10 protein-coding genes are annotated in these 17,405 nt (G+C 72.7%); all 10 read left to right on the top strand.

Features of this window, described 5'->3' with window-relative positions:
• The first annotated feature begins 3 nt into the window (after positions 1-3).
• Entirely contained in the window at positions 4-5,730 is a 5,727-nt protein-coding gene (locus CRP49_RS01930) for a type I polyketide synthase (RefSeq protein ID WP_097251869.1), read from the top strand.
• Between the two features lie 25 nt (positions 5,731-5,755).
• Entirely contained in the window at positions 5,756-7,357 is a 1,602-nt protein-coding gene (locus CRP49_RS01925; protein WP_097251868.1) for a fatty acid--CoA ligase, read from the top strand.
• Positions 7,354-8,355: an LLM class flavin-dependent oxidoreductase gene (locus tag CRP49_RS01920; RefSeq protein WP_097251867.1), complete on the top strand. Its 1,002-nt coding sequence runs from the start codon at positions 7,354-7,356 to the stop codon at positions 8,353-8,355. The genes CRP49_RS01925 and CRP49_RS01920 overlap by 4 nt, the downstream gene beginning before the upstream one ends.
• Before the next feature lie 29 nt (positions 8,356-8,384).
• A complete protein-coding gene (locus CRP49_RS01915; protein WP_097257150.1) occupies positions 8,385-9,152 on the top strand; it encodes a thioesterase II family protein in 768 nt (255 codons plus the stop codon).
• A 165-nt stretch (positions 9,153-9,317) separates the two neighbouring features.
• Positions 9,318-10,790 carry an MFS transporter gene (locus CRP49_RS01910; protein WP_097251866.1) on the top strand — a complete coding sequence of 491 codons (1,473 nt, stop codon included), beginning with the start codon at positions 9,318-9,320 and terminating at the stop codon, positions 10,788-10,790.
• A gap of 242 nt (positions 10,791-11,032) precedes the next feature.
• Positions 11,033-12,226, top strand: coding sequence for a cytochrome P450 (locus CRP49_RS01905; protein ID WP_097251865.1), 1,194 nt, complete (start codon positions 11,033-11,035; stop codon positions 12,224-12,226).
• Between the two features lie 347 nt (positions 12,227-12,573).
• Positions 12,574-13,782: a cytochrome P450 gene (locus tag CRP49_RS01900; protein ID WP_097251864.1), complete on the top strand. Its 1,209-nt coding sequence runs from the start codon at positions 12,574-12,576 to the stop codon at positions 13,780-13,782.
• 66 nt (positions 13,783-13,848) lie between these two features.
• Positions 13,849-15,321 (top strand): MFS transporter, encoded by a 1,473-nt coding sequence (locus CRP49_RS01895; RefSeq protein WP_097251863.1) that lies wholly within the window; start codon positions 13,849-13,851, stop codon positions 15,319-15,321.
• Between the two features lie 55 nt (positions 15,322-15,376).
• A complete protein-coding gene (locus CRP49_RS01890; protein ID WP_097251862.1) occupies positions 15,377-16,207 on the top strand; it encodes an alpha/beta fold hydrolase in 831 nt (276 codons plus the stop codon).
• A 243-nt stretch (positions 16,208-16,450) separates the two neighbouring features.
• The gene (locus CRP49_RS01885) at positions 16,451-17,401 is read left to right on the top strand and encodes a diacylglycerol kinase family protein (RefSeq protein ID WP_097251861.1); all 951 of its coding nucleotides are present in this window, start codon (positions 16,451-16,453) and stop codon (positions 17,399-17,401) included.
• The last annotated feature ends 4 nt before the right edge of the window (positions 17,402-17,405 follow it).

Raw genomic sequence — 17,405 nt, 5'->3', positions numbered from 1 at the left:
TCCATGCCGCGTACGGAATCAGAGCAGGCGCCCGAGCCGGTAGCGATCGTCGGAATCGGTCTGCGGTTCCCCGGCGGCAGCGGCTCGCCCGACGAGTTCGACGCCTTCCTGCGGGAGGGCCGCAGCGGAATCGGCCCGATCCCCCGGGACCGCTGGGACGTCGACGCGTTCACGCCCGAGGGCCCCGACGACAAGGGCAAGATCCGCGCCTCGGCCGGCGGGTTCCTGGACCGCATCGACCTGTTCGACGCGGGCTTCTTCAACATCTCCCCGAAGGAAGCCCGCTACATGGACCCCCAGCAGCGGCTGCTGCTGGAGACCGCCTGGCAGGCCCTGGAGCACGCGGGCATCGACCCGGCGCCGCTGCGCCGCGGCAACGGCGGCGTGTACATCGGCGCCAGCTCCATCGACTACGCGCTCGAGCTGGACTCGCTGCCCTACGAGGAGCTGGACGGCCATCTGGCGTCCGGCATCACCATGTTCCCGCTGTCCGGCCGCCTGTCCTACTTCCTCGGCTGGCGCGGCCCGAGCATGAGCGTCGACACGGCCTGCTCGTCCTCCCTGGTCGCGCTGCACCTCGCGGTGCAGGCGCTGCGCGCCGGCGAGAGCGACATCGCGCTGTGCGGCGGCGTCAACGCCCTGCACCACCCGCGCATCCCGGTGATGTTCTCCAACGCGCAGATGCTCTCCCCGGACGGGCAGTGCAAGACCTTCGACGAGGCCGCCGACGGCTACGCGCGCGCCGAGGGCTGCGGCATCGTCGTCCTCAAGCGGCTCTCCGACGCCGAGCGCGACGGCGACCGGATCCTCGCCCTGGTGCGCGGCACGGCCGTCGGCCAGGACGGTGACAGCGCCGGTCTGACCGTGCCCAACGGCCCCGCCCAGGAGAAGGTCATCCGCAGCGCGCTGGCCGCCGCCCACCTGGCGCCCGAGGACATCCAGTACGTCGAGGCGCACGGCACCGGCACCCCGCTCGGCGACCCCATCGAGTTCGGCGCCATCGGCGACGTGTTCGTCGACTCCCACACCAAGGACCGGCCGGTGCTGGTCGGTTCGGTGAAGACCAACTTCGGTCACATGGAGCCCGCGTCCGGCATCGTCGGCGTCATCAAGACCGTGCTCCAGCTGCGGGCCGGCACGATATACCCGCACATCAACCTCAACACCCCGTCCGGGCGCATCCCCTGGGACCTCTACCCGGTACGGGTCCCGACGGCCTGCGAGCCCTGGGAGGCCGAGACCCGGCGCGCGGTCGTCAACAGCTTCGGGTTCGCCGGGACCATCGGCGCGGTCGTGCTGGAGCAGGCGCCGCCCGTGCCGGTCGAGCAGCCTGCCGAGGGCGGGGCCGCACCGGTGTTCACGCTGTCCGCGAAGAACGCCGGCGCCCTGCGTGAACTGGCCGCGCAATACCGGGAGCTGGTCGACGAGCAGCCGCTGTCGGCGCTCTGCCACAGCGCCAACACCACCCGCGCCCACCACCCCTACCGCGTCGCCGCCCCCGTCGCCGACCGCGCCGCGCTCGCCCGGCTGCTGGACAAGGCCGCCGAGGCCGAGCACGAGGGCCCTTCCGGCATCCGCAAGACCGCGTTCATGTTCACCGGCCAGGGCTCCCAGTACGCCGGCATGGGCGCCGCCCTCTACGAAGCCCTGCCCGTCTTCCGGGCGCAGGTCGACGCGTGCGACGAGCTGTTCGCCGAGCACCTCGGCCGCTCGGTGCGCGAGCTGCTGCTCGGCACCGCCGCCGACCCCGAGGCGATCGACCGCACCGAGTACACCCAGCCCGCCCTGTTCACCCTGGAGTACGCGCTCGCCCAGCAGTGGATGGCCTGGGGCGTGCGCCCCAACGTGCTCATCGGGCACAGCATCGGCGAGGTCGTCGCCGCCGCCGTGGCCGGCCTGTTCAGCCTGGCCGACGCGGTCACGCTGGTCGCCGCCCGCGCCCGGCTGATGCAGGCCGTGCGCACCGAGGGCGGCATGGCCGCCGTCGCCGCCCCCGTCGAGGAGGTCGCCCCCCTGCTGGAGGGCCGCGCCGACCTGGCCCTGGCCGGGATCAACGCCCCCGACCAGACGGTGATCTCCGGCGCCACCGCCGCCCTCGACGAGGTCACCGGCGTCCTCACCGATCGGGGTGTCCGCGTCGACCGCCTCACGGTCTCGCACGCCTTCCACTCCCCGCTGATGGCCGAGGTCTACGACGACTTCCGCGCCGCCCTGGACGGCATCACCTTCCACGAGCCGAAGATCAGCCTCATCTCCAACGTCACCGGACGCCTCGCCCGGTTCCGCGAGATCGGCGACCCCGACTACTGGGTGCGGCACATCGGCGAACCCGTCCGCTTCCTCGACGGCATCCGGGCCGTCGCCAAGCGCGGCCGGCACGCCCTGATCGAGGTCGGCCCGCAGGCCGGGCTCACCGCGCTCGCCCGGCGCGGTGTCACCGTCGAGGACCACCTGTGGCTGGCCAGCCTGCGCCGCCGCGACACCACCACCTCGACCACCCTCACCGCGCTCGCCGACTACTACGCGGCCGGCCTCGGCGTCTCCTGGGCCGACTACCACGCCGGGCACCCCACGCCGGCCCGCGTGGACCTGCCGACGTACGCCTTCCAGCGCAAGCGCTACTGGCTGCCCACCGCCACCCCCCGCAGGGCGGCCGCGAACGGCACCGCCCGGCACCTGCTGCTCGGCGTCGAGGAGCGGTTCGCGAGCGGAGTACGGGAGTTCAACGCCGAGTTCACCACCGAGGAACTCGGCGCGCTCGCCGACCTCGCCGACGGCGGCCGTACCGTCCTGCCGGCCGGCGCCTACGTCGACCTGCTGCTCGCCGTGCAGGACGCGGTCCAGGGCCATGCCCGCTCCGCAGTCCGCGACCTGAGGCTGCTCGCCCCGCTGGAGCTGCCCGCCGAGACCGTGACCGCGCTGACCACCCGCTGGCGGCCGCGCCCGGGCGGTGGCGCCGAGGTCGAGGTGTTCACGGTCGTCGGCGGCGAGGAGAACATCCACGCCACCGCGGTCGTCGCCGCGGAACGCGAACCCCTCGTTCCCGTATCGGAGTTGGCCGAACTGGACGCCACCCTCGCCCCGGCCGGACAGCAGATCGACGACGAGGACATCTACACCGACCTCGCCTCCGTCGGCCGCCCGCAGGGCCCGAGGATGCGGTTGCTGCTGCGCGCCGCCCGGCACGGCGACGGCCTGGTCACCGGCGAGCTGACCGGCCGCGACGCCACCGCCGTCGAGCACGTCCCGGCGGAGCTGCTGGAGGCCGCGGTGCAGGCCCTGGTCGTCCTCGACCCCGAGGGCCCGGTGTTCGTGCCGCGCGAGATCGCCTCCGTACGGCACTTCCGCAAGCCGCGCGGCGAGAACCTGCGCGTCCTCGCCCGGGTCCGCGGCGAGCAGGACCGGCGCCTGGCGGACGTGCTGCTGCTGGAGAACGGCGACCCGGTCGCCGAGCTGCTCGGCGTCCGCATGGCCCGGCCCGAGGGCCGCGGTGGCCGCCGCCAGTTCCTGCACCGCCCCGACTGGGTGCGCCGGGCGCTGCCCGCCAAGGAGCACGCGCCGGCCCGGCACGTCGTCCTGCTCGACCCGTCCGCGGTCCGCGCCGCCGAACTCGCCGCCGAGCCCGGTCTGAAGGTCACCTGGCTGCCCGACCTCACCGACCTCAAGGCCGCCGTGGAGGACCCCACCGTCACCGACGTCTGCCGGATCTGGCGGCAGCGCCCGGCGCCCATGTCCGACGGCAGGCTGCGCGTGGAGTGCGAGGACAACTACCGCGAACTCCTCACTCTCATCGGCGCGTTGGACGCCTCCGGCGCTCCGCGGCCGCCCCGGCTGTGGCTGGTCACCGAGGGCGCCCAGTGGCTGCCCGGAGACCCGGCCGGCGACGGCGGGCACCTCGGCGCCGCCACCTTGTGGGGCTTCGGCCGGGTGCTGCTGACCGAGTACCCGCAGTACCGGACGACCCTGGTGGACCTCGCGCCGGGCAGTGGTCTCGCCCCGCTCGCCGACGAGTGGCGCAGTGAGCCGCCCGGCGAGTACCAGGTCGCCCACCGCCCCGGCCGCCGCTATGTGCGCCGGCTGCTCGCCGGTGACTCGACCCTCACCTGGACATGGGGGTCCCCCCGCGCGAGCGAAGCCGAGCGTGGGGGAGGCTTCGAACTGCGCGCCCCCGACTCCGGTGACCTGTCCGACCTGGCGCTCGCCGCGGCCACCGGCCGGGCACCCGAGGCCGAGGAGGTCCAGGTCCGCGTGCACACCGTCGGCCTGACCGCCGAGGACGCCCGCACCGCCCTGGACACCGGACGCGCCGAGCGCACCGAGGAGGACGCGACCGAGGAGGAACCGCCCCCGCTGCTCGGCCAGTTGGCCCGCGGCACGGTCCTCGCCGCGGCCGCCGGCACCGGCTTCGCACCCGGCGACGAGGTCCTGGTCCGCCACGACGGCACGTTCCGCTCCACGCTCACCGTCCCCGCGGTGGCCGTCGTCCACGCCACCGGCTCCGACGACACCGCGCCCCGCTTCAGGCTCGACGAGACCGGCGAGGCCCTGCGCACCGCCCTGTCCGACCCGGCGGGCCGGACCTGGGTGACGCTGCCCGAGGACCCGGCCGAGGAGCAGAGCGACCCCGTCGACGAGGGCCCGGCCGGACTCCGCGCCGACCGCACCTACCTGGTCACCGGCGGTCTCGGCGGACTCGGCCTGGTCACCGCCCGCAAGCTGGTCGCCCTCGGCGCCCGGCACCTGACCCTGGTCAGCCGCAGCGGGCGGGCCACCGAGGAGGCCTCACCGGTCCTCGCGGACCTGGCCGCCGACGCCGAGATCGACGTCGTACGCGCCGACATCTCCCGCTCCGAGGACGTTCAGCGCCTGGTACGGCACCTCGCGGCGGGCCCGTACCCGCTCGGCGGGATCGTGCACGCCGCCGGCTCCTACGACAAGAAGCTGATCTCCGAGCTGACCTGGGAGTCGATCGACGCCCAGCTGGCGGCGAAGGCGTACGGCGGCTGGCTGCTGCACGAGGCGGCCGAGGAGTCCTTCCCCGAGCTGGAGTTCTTCGTCACCTACTCCTCCATCGCCTCCGTCCTCGGCGGAGCGACCCAGGGCCACTACGCCGCTGCCAGCGCCGGGCTCGACGCACTCGCCGAGTGGCGCAGCCGCCGCGGGGTACCGGGGCTCTCGGTCAACTGGGGCGCCTGGGCCCGGGTCGGTATGTCGGCCCGCCTGGAGGAGCACCTCAGCCAGGAGATCGAACGCAGCGGTGTCCGCTTCTTCTCCCCGACCCGGGCCCTGGACACCCTGGCCCGGCTGTGGGGGCGGCCGCGCACCCAGCGGATCGTCGGTGAGTTCGACTGGGACCGCTATGTGGCGGGCAGCGTCACCGGCGACCTGTTCTACGACCGGCTCGCCCGGCAGACCCCCGACGACGACGGCACCGGCCTCGACCTCACGGCACTGGCCGCGCTGCCCGGGGCCGAACGCCTGGCCGCCGTCACCGGCGTGGTGCGCGAGAAGGTCGCCGCCGTCCTGCACCTGGAGGAGGGCGACGAGCTGGACGTGTCCACCGAGTTCGTGTCGCTGGGCCTGGACTCCCTGATGGCCCAGCAGGTCAAGGCCGCGCTGGAGCAGACCTTCCGGCTGCCCCTGCCGGCCTCCCTCACCCACGACCACCCCACGGTCCGCGCGCTGGCCCAGTTCGTCGACGGGCAGCTCGCCCCGGCGCCGACAGCGTGACAGTCACAAGGGACGGGAAACCACGATGACCGACATACCGAGGGAGCGCTGGACGCTCCACCACTCCTCCCGGGCCCACGCCGGAAGCCGCCCGGACCACCCGGCGATCGTCTGCGAGGGCCGCGTCACCACCTACGAGAAGCTCCACCGCGACAGCAACAGCGCCGCGCACGCCCTGCACACCAGCGGGGTCCGGCGCGGCGACCGGGTCGCCTACCTGGGCCGCGAGTCGGCGAACTACTACCTGGTGATGATCGCCTGCGCCAAGGCCGGCGCGGTCCTGGTGCCGGTCAACTGGCGGCTCACCCCGAACGAGGTCGACCACATCCTGCGCGACTCCGGCGCCGCCCTGATCTTCGTCGACGACGAGTTCTGGGACACCGTCGCCACCGTCCGCCATCAGCTGCGCGGACTGCGCCGGGTGATCCGGGTCGACGGCACCGACGCCGACGGCGAACCCGCCCGCGGCGCGGGCCTGCCGGCCTGGGCCGCCGACCAGCCCGACACCGACCTCACGCCCGGCACCGGCCCGGACGACGCGGTCATCCAGATCTACACCAGCGGCACCACCGGCCTGCCCAAGGGCGCGGTCCTCGCCCACCGCAGCTTCTTCACGCTGCCGCACGCGAGCCGCGAGCAGGGCGTGGACTGGATCGACTGGCGGCCCGAGGACGTCGCCCTGATCTCCCTGCCGGGCTTCGGCGTGGCCGGCATCGGCTGGTTCCTGCACACGTTCAACGCCGGCGGCACGAACGTGATCATGCCCCAGTTCGACCCGCAGGAAGCCGTACGCCTCATCCGCGCCCACGGGGTCACCACCACCTTCGCCGCCCCGGCCATGCTCCAGGCGATGGCGGCCGAACGCGGCGCGGGCCCCGAGGCGTTCGCCTCCCTGCGCAAGATCGCCTACGGCGCCGCCCCCATGTCCGAGACGCTGCTCAAGCAGTGCCTGGAGACCTACCGCTGCGAGTTCGCGCAGATCTACGCCAGCACCGAGACCGGCAGCGTGGCCGTCTGCCTCCCGCCCGAGGCCCACCACCCCGGCAGCACCGTCCTCACCTCGGTCGGCATGCCGTGCCCCGGCAACGAGGTCAAGGTGATCGGCCCCGACGGCGCAACGCTCCCGCCCGGCGCCATCGGCCAGATCTGCGTCCGCGCCCCCTCCCGGATGCTCGGCTACTGGAACCTGCCCGAGGCCACCGCCCGCACCCTGGTGGGGGAGTGGCTGCACATGGGCGACGCCGGCTACCTCGACGCGGACGGCTACCTCCACCTGTGCGACCGCATCAACGACACGATCATCGTCGCCGGGCAGAACATCTACCCGGCCGAGGTCGAGAAGGCCCTCGCGGCCCACCCGGCCGTCGCCGACGCCGCGGTGGTCGGCCTCCCGGACGACCGCTGGGGCGAGAGCGTGCACGCGGTGGTCGTCCTCCAGCCCGGCGCGACCGCCACACCCCGGGAGCTCCTGCTGTCCCTGCGGGGCCGCATCGCCGACTACAAGATCCCGGGCACGTACCACTTCACCGAGTCCCTGCCCCGCAACCCCTCGGGCAAGATCCTGCGCCGCGCGGTACGGGAGCAGTTGACGACACCGGCCAGGGACCCACTGGGGAGTTCAGTGTGACTTCACTACGCATCGGCATCCTCCTGCCCACCCGAGAGCAGGCCATCAACGGCACCTATGCGGCAGCCCCGTTGCTGGACTTCGCCCGCCAAGCGGAGGCGCTGGGCTTCGACTCCCTGTGGGCCGGAGACTCCCTCACCGCCCGCCCCCGCCTGGACCCCCTCGTCGTACTCTCGGCCGCAGCGGCAGCGACGACGCGCATCTCGGTCGGCACCGCCGCCCTCACCCCCGCCCTGCGCCACCCCCTCATCGGCGCCAACATGGTCGCGAGCCTCAGCCATGTCGCCGCCGACCGGCTGATCCTCGGCCTCGGTTCGGGCTTCCCGATGGCCGAGACCGAGGAGGAGTTCGCCTCGGTCGGGGCCTCCTTCCAGGGCCGCGTCGGCCGCCTCGACGAGATCACCGCACTGTGGCGCACGGCGTGGCGGTCGGGTGAGGAGGGCGAACCCACCGAGTTCCAGGGGAAGTTCTGGCAGGCGGAGAACCTGGACCGGCTCCCCTCGCCCGCGATCCCCGGCGGCCCGCCGCTCTGGCTGGCCGGCAGCGACACCCCCAAGGTCCTGGCCCGCGTGGCGACCCGCTACGACGGCTGGCTGCCCTTCCTCCCGGACGTCGACGCCTACGCACGCGCCCGCCGTCGTGTCGCCGAACTCGCGGAAGAGGCGGGCAGGGGCGCCGGCGCGGTCGTCCCCGCGCTGTACGCCACCGTCACGGTCAACGCCAGTGAGACCGCGGCCAAGGCCGAACTGGAGCACTACATCAGCCACTACTACGGCCGCTCCCTGGAGCAGATGAGCAGCATCCAGGCCTACGCCTGGGGCAGCGCCGAGAAGTGCGCCGAGTGGCTCGGCGGCTACGTCCGCGCCGGTGCCCGGCACCTGGTCGTACGGATCGGATCCCTGGACCCCGAGCCGCAGTTGAAGGAGATCGCCGAGGTGCTGCTGCCCGCGGTACGCGCCCTCGGTTCGTCCACCACCGTTGGGAGTACGCAGTCGTGACCACCGCCATCGGCACCGTCGGCAGCCAGATGTCCAGCGAGGGGCACTGGTTCCATCCCGTGGAGCCCTCGCCCGACGCCTCCATCCGGCTGTTCCTGCTGCCCCACGCGGGCAGCGGCGCCATCATCTACCGCGACTGGGAGAGCCTGCTGCCCCCGGACATCGCGCCGCAGGCGGTGACCCTGCCCGGCCGGCACAACCGCCGCGAGGAGCTGACCTACGAGAACTTCTGGCCGCTGCTGGACGCCCTGCACGAGGCGGTCCTGGGCGACCTGGACGAGCGGCCGTTCGCCTTCTTCGGCCACTGCCTCGGTGCCCAGCTGGCGTTCCGGCTGGCGATCAAGATGGAGGAGGAGGGCGGTCCGGCACCGGTGATGGTCGGCATGTCCGGCTGGTCGCCCGTGGGCTTCTTCCAGCCGACCGAGGAGCAGAGCCGGATGCCGGAACCCGAACTCATCGAGTGGATCAAGAAGTTGGGGTCCTTCCCGGCCGAGGTCTATGACAATCCCGAGATGCTCGCGCTCGTCGTGCCCGCACTCCGTGCCGACCTCCGGGTCGCCGGCGACTACGAGGACGACGGCGCCGGTGTCACCTGCCCGCTCGCCTCCTACGGCGGCCGCAGCGACCCGCTGCAGGAGGCCCCGGACGCCATGACCCACTGGGCCGGGCGCACCCCCGCCTACCTCGGCCACAACGAGTACGAGGGCGGCCACTTCTACATCGACACGCACGCCCAGGCCGTCACCGCGCACTTCGCGCACCGACTGCAGCGGACCGTGGCCAAGGCCGCGGGCTGAGTCGCAGGGCTGAGCCACGAGGCCGCGTCAGCGCCGTGTCAGCGGGGCGCGGGACAGTGACCCGATGACTGCGTTCCGGGTGCCGTCCCGCGCCCCCGCAGTGCGTCGCGGACACCCCGCGGCCCGGATTCCACCAGCACGAAACGACCTAGGGAGGGTCGTCCCATGACCACCGAAGCGGAACTGACCGGCAGCGCGGCCTCGGCCGCACCGCCACCGGACATCGAGGAGGCCGCCGGGGCACCCGGCGCGGGCGCGCTTCTGGTCGTGCTGGCCGGCCTGTTCATCACCAACCTCGACTTCTTCATCGTCAACGTGGCCATCCCCTCGCTGCAACGGGGGATGCACGCCACCTCGGCCGAGATCCAGCTGGTCGCCGCCACGTTCAACATCGGTCTGTCGGCCATGCTGATCACCGGCGGCCGGCTCGGCGACCTCTACGGCCGCCGGCGGGTCTTCTCCATCGGCCTGGCCCTGTTCACACTCGCCTCACTGGCCTGCGGCATCGCGCCGAACATGGGCGAGCTGATCGCGGCGCGCGCGGTGCAGGGCGCCGCGGCCGCGCTGGTCATCCCGCAGGTCCTCGGCATCCTGACCACGACGTACACGGGCAAGGCCCGGGTCGCCGCGTTCAACGCCTACGGCCTGACTCTCGGCGCCTCGGCGGTCTTCGGGCAGCTGATCGGCGGCCTGCTGATCAAGGCGGACGTGTTCGGCTGGGACTGGCGGACCATCTTCCTGATCAACGTGCCGATCGGCGCCGTCGTCCTGCTGCTGACCCCGAAGCTGGTGCCCGAGTCCCGCGCCGACGGCCACACCGGCCTCGACCTGACCGGTGTGGTCCTGGTGACCGCCGGGCTGACCGCCGTCGTGCTGCCGCTGGTCGAGGGCCGTGAGCAGGGCTGGCCCACCTGGACCTGGGAGTGCCTGGTGGCCGCCGTGCCGCTGCTGGCCGGGTTCTGGTACACCCAGCGCCGCAAGGCCGCCCGCGGCAAATCGCCGCTGGTCAACCCGAGCCTCTTCGAGGACCGCGCGTTCGGCGTGGGTGTGGTCTCGCTGCTGGTGTTCTTCGCCGCGATGGCCTCCTTCTTCCTGGTCCTCGCGCTGTATCTGCAGGAGGGCCGCGGCCAGTCCGCGCTGCGGTCCGGGCTGTTGTTCATCCCGCTCGGCCTCGGCTTCTTCATCGGCTCGGTGCAGGCGCCGAAGGCCGCGGCCAAGCTGGGCAAGCAGGTGCTGGCCCTGGGCGCCGTGCTGCTGGCGGCGGGTGACCTGGCGCTGGCCGAGACCGTGTGGCACCTGGACACGAGCGGCTCCGTGGCCTGGTGCATCCCGGCGATGGTGCTCGGCGGGTTCGGCATGGGCTTCGTCGTCGCCCCGCTCACCTCGCTGGTCCTGGAGGGGGTGGCCCCGCACCACGCGGCCGCCGCGTCCGGTGTCTTCTCCACCGCCCAGGAGATGGGCAACGCCATCGGCATCGCGGTGATCGGCGTGGTCTTCTTCAGCGTGGCCGGGCACCGGATCGACGCCCACTCCTACGCACACGCCTTCGGCACCAGCCTGCTGGTGCAGGCCGGGTTCTGCGTCCTGGTGGCGGCTCTGGTGCAGTTGCTGCCGCGGGCGAGGCAGGCCGCTGCCTGACCGACGTCCGAAACGCGTCCCCGAAGGGGGCCGGCGAGAACTCGCCGGCCCCCTTTTCGCGTGTACGGAAGGCCATTCCCGCCGAATGTTCAGAACGCAACCTTCCCTTTTTGCCAAGCGGAAACCAGTCATTTACTGGCTGAAAACGCGTCAGTAATCCATCAGATTCCTGTCAGGGCCGCTCATCAGGATGTCTCCAACGCTGGAAACCCACTGGAAACCAGCCAACGGAGGGAATCCCCATGTCCGAATGCGAGCAGCAGCTGCCCGAGTGGCCCATGGCCCGTTCCTGCCCCTACGCGCCACCGGACGCGTACGCGGGCCTGCGCAAGGAGCCACCGGTGCGCGTGCGCATACGCGGCGGCGAGGCCTGGCTGGTCACCCGGCACGCGGACGTCCGCCAGGTGCTCAACGACAACCGCTTCAGCGCCGACGACCAGCAGCCCGGCTTCCCGATCCGGATCCAGCTGCCGCCGGAGCCCGGCGTGATGTCGTTCAACCGCATGGACGACCCCGAGCACGGCCGGCTGCGCCGCATGGCGATGACCGAGTTCACCGCCCGCCGCACCCGCGCCCTGCGCCCCGAGGTCGAACTCCTCGTCGGGCAGCTGCTCGACGAGCTGGAAAAGGGCCCGAACCCGGTCGACCTGGTGGAGCACTTCGCCGTCCGGCTGCCGTCGCTGGTGATCGCCCGCATGCTCGGCGTCCCGGAGGAGGACGAGGCGACGTTCACCCAGCAGAGCCAGGTCATCCTCTCCCAGGACGCGACGCCCGAGGAGACGTACGGCGCGTTCGTGGAGATGACCCGCTTCCTGGACCGGCTGGCCGCCCAGCGCACCGCCGACCCGCGGGACGACCTGATCAGCCGGCTGGCCACCCGCTACGTGGCGTCCGGCGAGCTGAGCCACCAGGAACTCGTCGCCATGGCCCGGTTCTTCCTGGTCGCCGGGCACGAGACCTCGGCCCACCAGATCAGCCTGAGCGTCCTCAGCCTGCTGCGCGATCCGGCCCAGCTGGCCGAACTCCGCGCCGACCCCGCCCTGTTCAAGCCGGCGGTCGAGGAACTCCTGCGCTACTGGTCCATCTCGCAGGACAACCAGGTGCGGGCCGCGGTGGCCGACGTCGAGCTGAGCGGGGCGCACATCCGCAAGGGCGAGGGCGTGATCGTCGCGATCCCCGGCGCCAACCACGACGAGTCGGTCTACCCCGACCCGGACCGCCTCGACATCCACCGCAACGCCTCCGGCCACCTCGCCTTCGGCTTCGGCGCGCACCTGTGCCCCGGCGCCTCGCTGGCCCGCATGGAGCTGGAGGTGTGCCTGAGCCTCCTCTTCGCCCGCTTCCCCGGGCTCCGCCTGGCCGTCCCCGTCGACGACGTGCGCTTCCGCGAGAACACCCTCGTGTACGGCCTGGAGGAACTCCCCGTCACCTGGTGACGGCCGCACCCCCCGGGTGACAGGAGGGCCGTGCCCCCACCACGGCCCCGCCCCCCACCGCCGCCCGCCGTCGTCAGCCTCCGGTCAGCATCGGGTCAGTCCTCCTTGGCAAAGTCATTACTCACCACCGACTCACACGGGCCCTTGCGGGGACCCGTGTCAGCGCTGTGTCAGCGCGGTGTCAGGGCACTGCGCGAAGGTGGCGTACGGCGTCCGCGCACAACTCGGAGGTAAAGATTCCTCTTTCACCCCGACGTCATGCCGCCCAGGCCCCCTTCACCGTGACCCACGCAGAAAGAGAGTCGGTGCCGAGGATCACCTTTGCCCCCCGATCACGGAGGACGAACATGTCACTCGCGGACCACACCGACATCCTGGACTGGCCCTTCGCCCGGACCGAGGACGGCGACCCGCCGCCCCTGCTGGCCGAGTTGCGCACGGCACCCCCCTGCGCGGTGCGCATCCCGGCGGGAGCGGCGGAGTCACGACTGGCCTGGCTGGTGACCCGGTACGCCGACGTACGCCAGGCCCTGGCCGACCCGCGGCTGAGCGCCGACGAGACCTTACCCGGCGCCCCCGTGCGCATCCAGGTGCCGCCCGGGGGCAACCCCAGCTCGTTCCTCCGCCTGGACGACCCCGAGCACGCGCGGCTGCGCGGCATGATCCAGACCGAGTTCACCGCCCGCCGCGTCAAGCGGTTGCGGGAGCCGGTCCAGAAGCTGGTGGACGAGCTGCTGGACGAACTGGAGGCCCAGCCGCAACCCGCCGACCTGCACGCCGTCTTCTCCCGGGCGCTGCCCACCCTCGTCATCGCGCGCTTACTGGGTGTCCCGGAGGAGGACTCCCCGTTCTTCATCGAGAAGACCCGCGTCACCATCTCCCAGGAGGACCCGGCCGTCTCCCAGGCCGCCTTCGTCGAGATGTCCGAGTACCTAGCCAAGCTGGCGCTGCGCAAGCTCGCCGACCCCGGGGACGACCTGATCAGCAGGCTCGCCGTCAACCACCACGCGACCGGCGCCCTCACCCTCGACGAACTCGTCGGCATGGCCCGCCTCGTCCTGGTCGCCGGCCACGAGACCACCACCAACCAGATCGCCCTGAACGTCCTCGCCCTGCTGCGCGACGACGAACTGCGGGCCCAGGTCGCAGCCGACGACGGCGCGCTCATTCCGGCATTCATCGAGGAGTCGATGCGTTACTGGTCGATCTCCCAGGACGCCATGGTCCGCCTCGCGACCGAGGACATGGAACTCGGCGGCGTGACGATCGAGAAGGGCGACGCCGTCGTCATCTCGGTGCCCGCCGGCAACCACGACGAGTCCGTCTTCGCCTGCCCGCACCGCCTCGACCCGCACCGCGACACCAGCGGCCATCTGCAGTGGGGCTTCGGCCCGCACTACTGCCAGGGCGCCCCACTGGCCCGGCTCGAGATGGAGCTGGCCCTGCGGTCCCTGCTGCGCCGATTCCCGAACCTCCGCCTCGCGGCCGACCCGCGCACGCTGTTCCGCCGCGGGACGGTCTTCCACGGGGTGAACCGTCTTCCCGTGACCTGGTGACCGGAGGAATCCCGGTGCACCGGACAACCCACAGTGCAAGATCAAGGAATAGGAAACGGAGTCGTCATGACTTCTGAAGCAAGCCCGGAAGTCGCGGTGGAGGGGCGTGAGAGGACGATCCCCGCGGACGCACCGGCTGCCGCCCCCTCCGCCGGTGCCCTCCTGGTGGTCCTCGTCGGGACGTTCATCACGGTGCTGGACTTCTTCATCGCCAACGTGGCCGTCCCCGCCATCAAGGCCGACCTGCACGCCACCGCCGCCCAGGCCCAGATGATCGTCGTCGGCTACGGCGTGGCCTTCACCTCGGGCCTGATCACCGGCGGCCGGCTCGGCGACCTCTACGGCCGCCGGCGGATGTTCGCCCTCGGCATGGCGCTGTTCATGGTGGCTTCGGCCGCGTGCAGCTTCGCGCCCTCGGTGACCGTTCTGATCGTGGCCCGGATCGCCCAGGGCGCGTCCGCCGCGCTGATGGTGCCGCAGGTGCTGGGGATCATCGGCACGGTGTACACGGGCGAGGCCCGCGACCGCGCCTTCAACGTCTACGGCCTGGTCATCGGACTCGCCGGAGTCTTCGGCCAGTTCATCGGCGGCGCGCTGATCTCGGTCGACGTGGCCGGCCTGAGCTGGCGCACGATCTTCCTGATCAACGTCCCGCTGTGCCTGCTCTCCCTCGCCTACACCCGCCGTACGATCCCCGAGTCCCGGGGCCAGGGCGGCACCCGGCTCGACCTGGCCGGCGCCCTGCTGGTCACGGCGACCCTGGGTCTGCTGGTGTTCGCGCTGCTCGAAGGACAGGAGCGCGACTGGCCGGTGTGGGTGTGGGAGGCGCTCGCCGGGGCGGCCGTCCTGCTGGCGGTGACCGTGTGGCACCTGCGCCGCAGGGCCGCGGCCGGGCGCGGGCCGCTGATCGAGCCGGGGATGTTCCGCTCCCGGCTGTTCTCGGTCGGCCTGGTCGCCACGGTCGTCTACTTCCTCGCCATGGGCTCCTTCTTCTTCACCCTCGCCCTCTACCTGCAACTGGGCCGGGGCCTGAGCCCGCTGGAGTCCGGGCTGATGTTCCTGGCGCTGGGCGCGGGCTACTTCGGGGCCTCCATCGTCTCGGCCCGGTTCGCCGCCTCGGTGACCGCCCGCCGGGTCGCCGCCGGCCCGGTGGTGCTGGCCGCCGGCTACACCGCGATCGCGCTGACGGCACGGGGCCTGGACATGAGCGGCCATGTGCTGTGGCTGCTGCCCGTCCTGCTGGTCGCCGGGCTCGGCATGGGCCTGACCACCGGCCCGCTGACCAACCTGGTGCTGGGCGGCGCGGTCCCCGAGCACGCGGCCGCCGCCTCGGGGCTGCTGAACACCGCTCAGGAGGGCGGGGCCGCCGTCGGTGTGGCGATCGCCGGCACGGTCTTCTTCCCGGCACTCGCGGACGCCGGCGGCAAGGCCGACGCCTACCCGCACGCGTTCGCCATCACCCTGATCCCGCTCGTCTGCCTGGGTGTCCTCGCCTCCCTGCTGATCCTCGCGGCCCCGGGCCGCACCGCCCGGAAGTGAACGCCCCGCACCCCGACGGGACAACCCCCGACCACAGGAAAGGAGGCAAGAAGGGATGCCGTACCTCACCACCCGGGACGGGACCCGGCTGCACTACAGCGACTGGGGCGACGGACGGCCCGTCGTCCTGCTGGGCGCGGCCATGGCGGACTCGCGCATGTGGGAGTTCCAGGCGCCGTTCCTCGCCGGGAACGGGCTGCGCTGCCTCACCTACGACCGGCGCGGCAGCGGCCGTTCGGACATCCCCTGGTCCGGATACGACTACGACACCCTGGCCGGCGACCTCGCCGACCTGCTCGACCACCTCGACCTGAGGGACGCCGTGCTGGTCGGCTACGCGGTGGGCGGCGGGGAGTGCGTGCGCTACCTGTCCCGGTACGGCACCGCCCGGGTGGCCAGGCTCGCCCTGGTCGCCTCGACGACGCCGTTCCTGCTGCGCGCGCCGGACAACCCCGACGGACTGGAACCCGGGCTCTTCGACCAGGTGGAACAGGCCATCCGGACCGACCGGGCCGCCTGGCTGGAGGCGCTGACCTGGCCGTTCTTCGCGGGCCCGGAGCCGGACCCGGAGAACCTGCCGCTCTCCGAGCAGCTCGCCGGCTGGCTGATCGGCATGTGTCTGAACACCTCGCCGAGAGCCGGGATCGAGATCTACCGCACGCTGTTCACCACCGACCAGCGCACGGAGACGGCCGCGGTCCCGGTGCCCACCCTGGTGATCCACGGGACCGCCGACCTGGCGGCGCCGTACCCGCTGTGCGGGCCGCGGACCGCCGGGCTGATACCCGGCAGCACGTTCCTCACCTACGAGGGCGCGGCACACGGGCTGTTCGCGACCCACGCGGACCGCCTCAACGCGGATCTGCTGGCCTTCGCCAAGGAGTGAGACCCGCCAAGGCGTGAGACCCGTCAAGGAGTGACACCGCCGAGGAGTGGCACCCGCCGCGTACCCGACGTCCGGCCCCCCGTAGCAAGGGGCCGGACGTTCGCGTTCCCGCCCCTCGCCGCCGCGTCAGCGCCACGTCAGCTCCGTGACAGCGCCCCCCGGCACAGTGGAGATCGCCGCGACGCCGGGCGCACAGCCGGCCCGGTCCACGCGGGTGCCGTCCGACGAAGGAGTACGCCCCCCATGGCAGACACCGCAGCCCCGGCTCCCACCCGGGCACTCGTCCTGGGCAACCCCGCTTCCGGCAGCCACTCGCCCGAACTGGTCGAGGAGGTACGCCAGTTGTGCGCCTCCTGCCTGGAGCGCGCCGAGGTGCACCTCACCACCGGACCGGGCGACGCCACCGTCGCCGTGCGCCGTGCGCTGCAGCGGACCGCCGGGGCGCCCGACCTGATCGTCGTCATCGGCGGCGACGGGACCGTTCGCGAAGCCGTACAGGGTCTTGTGCCCGTCACCGGGAACGCCACCCTCGCGGTGGTGCCCGGCGGTACCGGTAACTCCGGCTACAAGATGCTGTGGGGCGAGCGGCCCTGGAGCGAGTCCCTGAAGGCGATCCTGACCGACAACGGCATCGGCGGCAGCGCCCGGCTGCGCCGCCTGGACCTGGCGCGGCTCGCCGAGACCCGCAACTACGTCTATCTGGGCGCCTGTTCGGGCGTGATCGCCGACGCGCTGATCACCGCCCGGGAGCTGCCCCTGACCGGACGGGAGCGCTACGCCCGCGCCTTCGCGGACACGGCCGACGGCTATGCGCCGTACCCGGGCCGGGTCACCGTCGACGGCCGGGTCGTGCACGAGGGCCCCACGGTCCTCGCCAACGTCGGCGGCGGCCGGTACCGCGGCGGCCGGTTCCAGGTGCTGCCGGACTCGCTGCTCGACGACGGACTGCTCGACGTCTGTGTCATCGGCGGCGAGATCGCCGCAGCCGACGTGCCCGAACTGACCCTGCGCGCCGCGCACATGGACCACCCGGGGACCGTGTACGCGCGCGGCCGCCGGATCACCGTCGAGCGCACCGACGGCCGGCGGCTGCCGCTGGAGCACGACGGCGAGTACCAGCACGGCATCGGCGCCTCGGCCACCTTCGAGGTGCTCCCGGGAGCCCTCCCGGTCTGGGCGCCGGCCACCCCCTGAAGCC

Source organism: Streptomyces sp. Ag109_G2-15 (assembly GCF_900215565.1).
Taxonomy (GTDB): domain Bacteria; phylum Actinomycetota; class Actinomycetes; order Streptomycetales; family Streptomycetaceae; genus Streptomyces; species Streptomyces diastatochromogenes.
Note: the sequence above shows the minus strand (reverse complement) of the source record. Positions and strands in the feature narration are given on the sequence as shown.

Excerpts from the sequence above, each read along its gene's own strand:
- CRP49_RS01925 (WP_097251868.1), top strand. The coding sequence starts at position 5,756 with ATGACCGACATACCGAGGGAGCGCTGGACGCTCCACCACTCCTCCCGG.
- CRP49_RS01915 (WP_097257150.1), top strand. The coding sequence starts at position 8,385 with ATGTCCAGCGAGGGGCACTGGTTCCATCCCGTGGAGCCCTCGCCCGAC.
- CRP49_RS01930 (WP_097251869.1), top strand. The coding sequence starts at position 4 with ATGCCGCGTACGGAATCAGAGCAGGCGCCCGAGCCGGTAGCGATCGTC.
- CRP49_RS01895 (WP_097251863.1), top strand. The coding sequence starts at position 13,849 with ATGACTTCTGAAGCAAGCCCGGAAGTCGCGGTGGAGGGGCGTGAGAGG.
- CRP49_RS01905 (WP_097251865.1), top strand. The coding sequence starts at position 11,033 with ATGTCCGAATGCGAGCAGCAGCTGCCCGAGTGGCCCATGGCCCGTTCC.
- CRP49_RS01885 (WP_097251861.1), top strand. The coding sequence starts at position 16,451 with ATGGCAGACACCGCAGCCCCGGCTCCCACCCGGGCACTCGTCCTGGGC.
- CRP49_RS01900 (WP_097251864.1), top strand. The coding sequence starts at position 12,574 with ATGTCACTCGCGGACCACACCGACATCCTGGACTGGCCCTTCGCCCGG.
- CRP49_RS01890 (WP_097251862.1), top strand. The coding sequence starts at position 15,377 with ATGCCGTACCTCACCACCCGGGACGGGACCCGGCTGCACTACAGCGAC.
- CRP49_RS01910 (WP_097251866.1), top strand. The coding sequence starts at position 9,318 with ATGACCACCGAAGCGGAACTGACCGGCAGCGCGGCCTCGGCCGCACCG.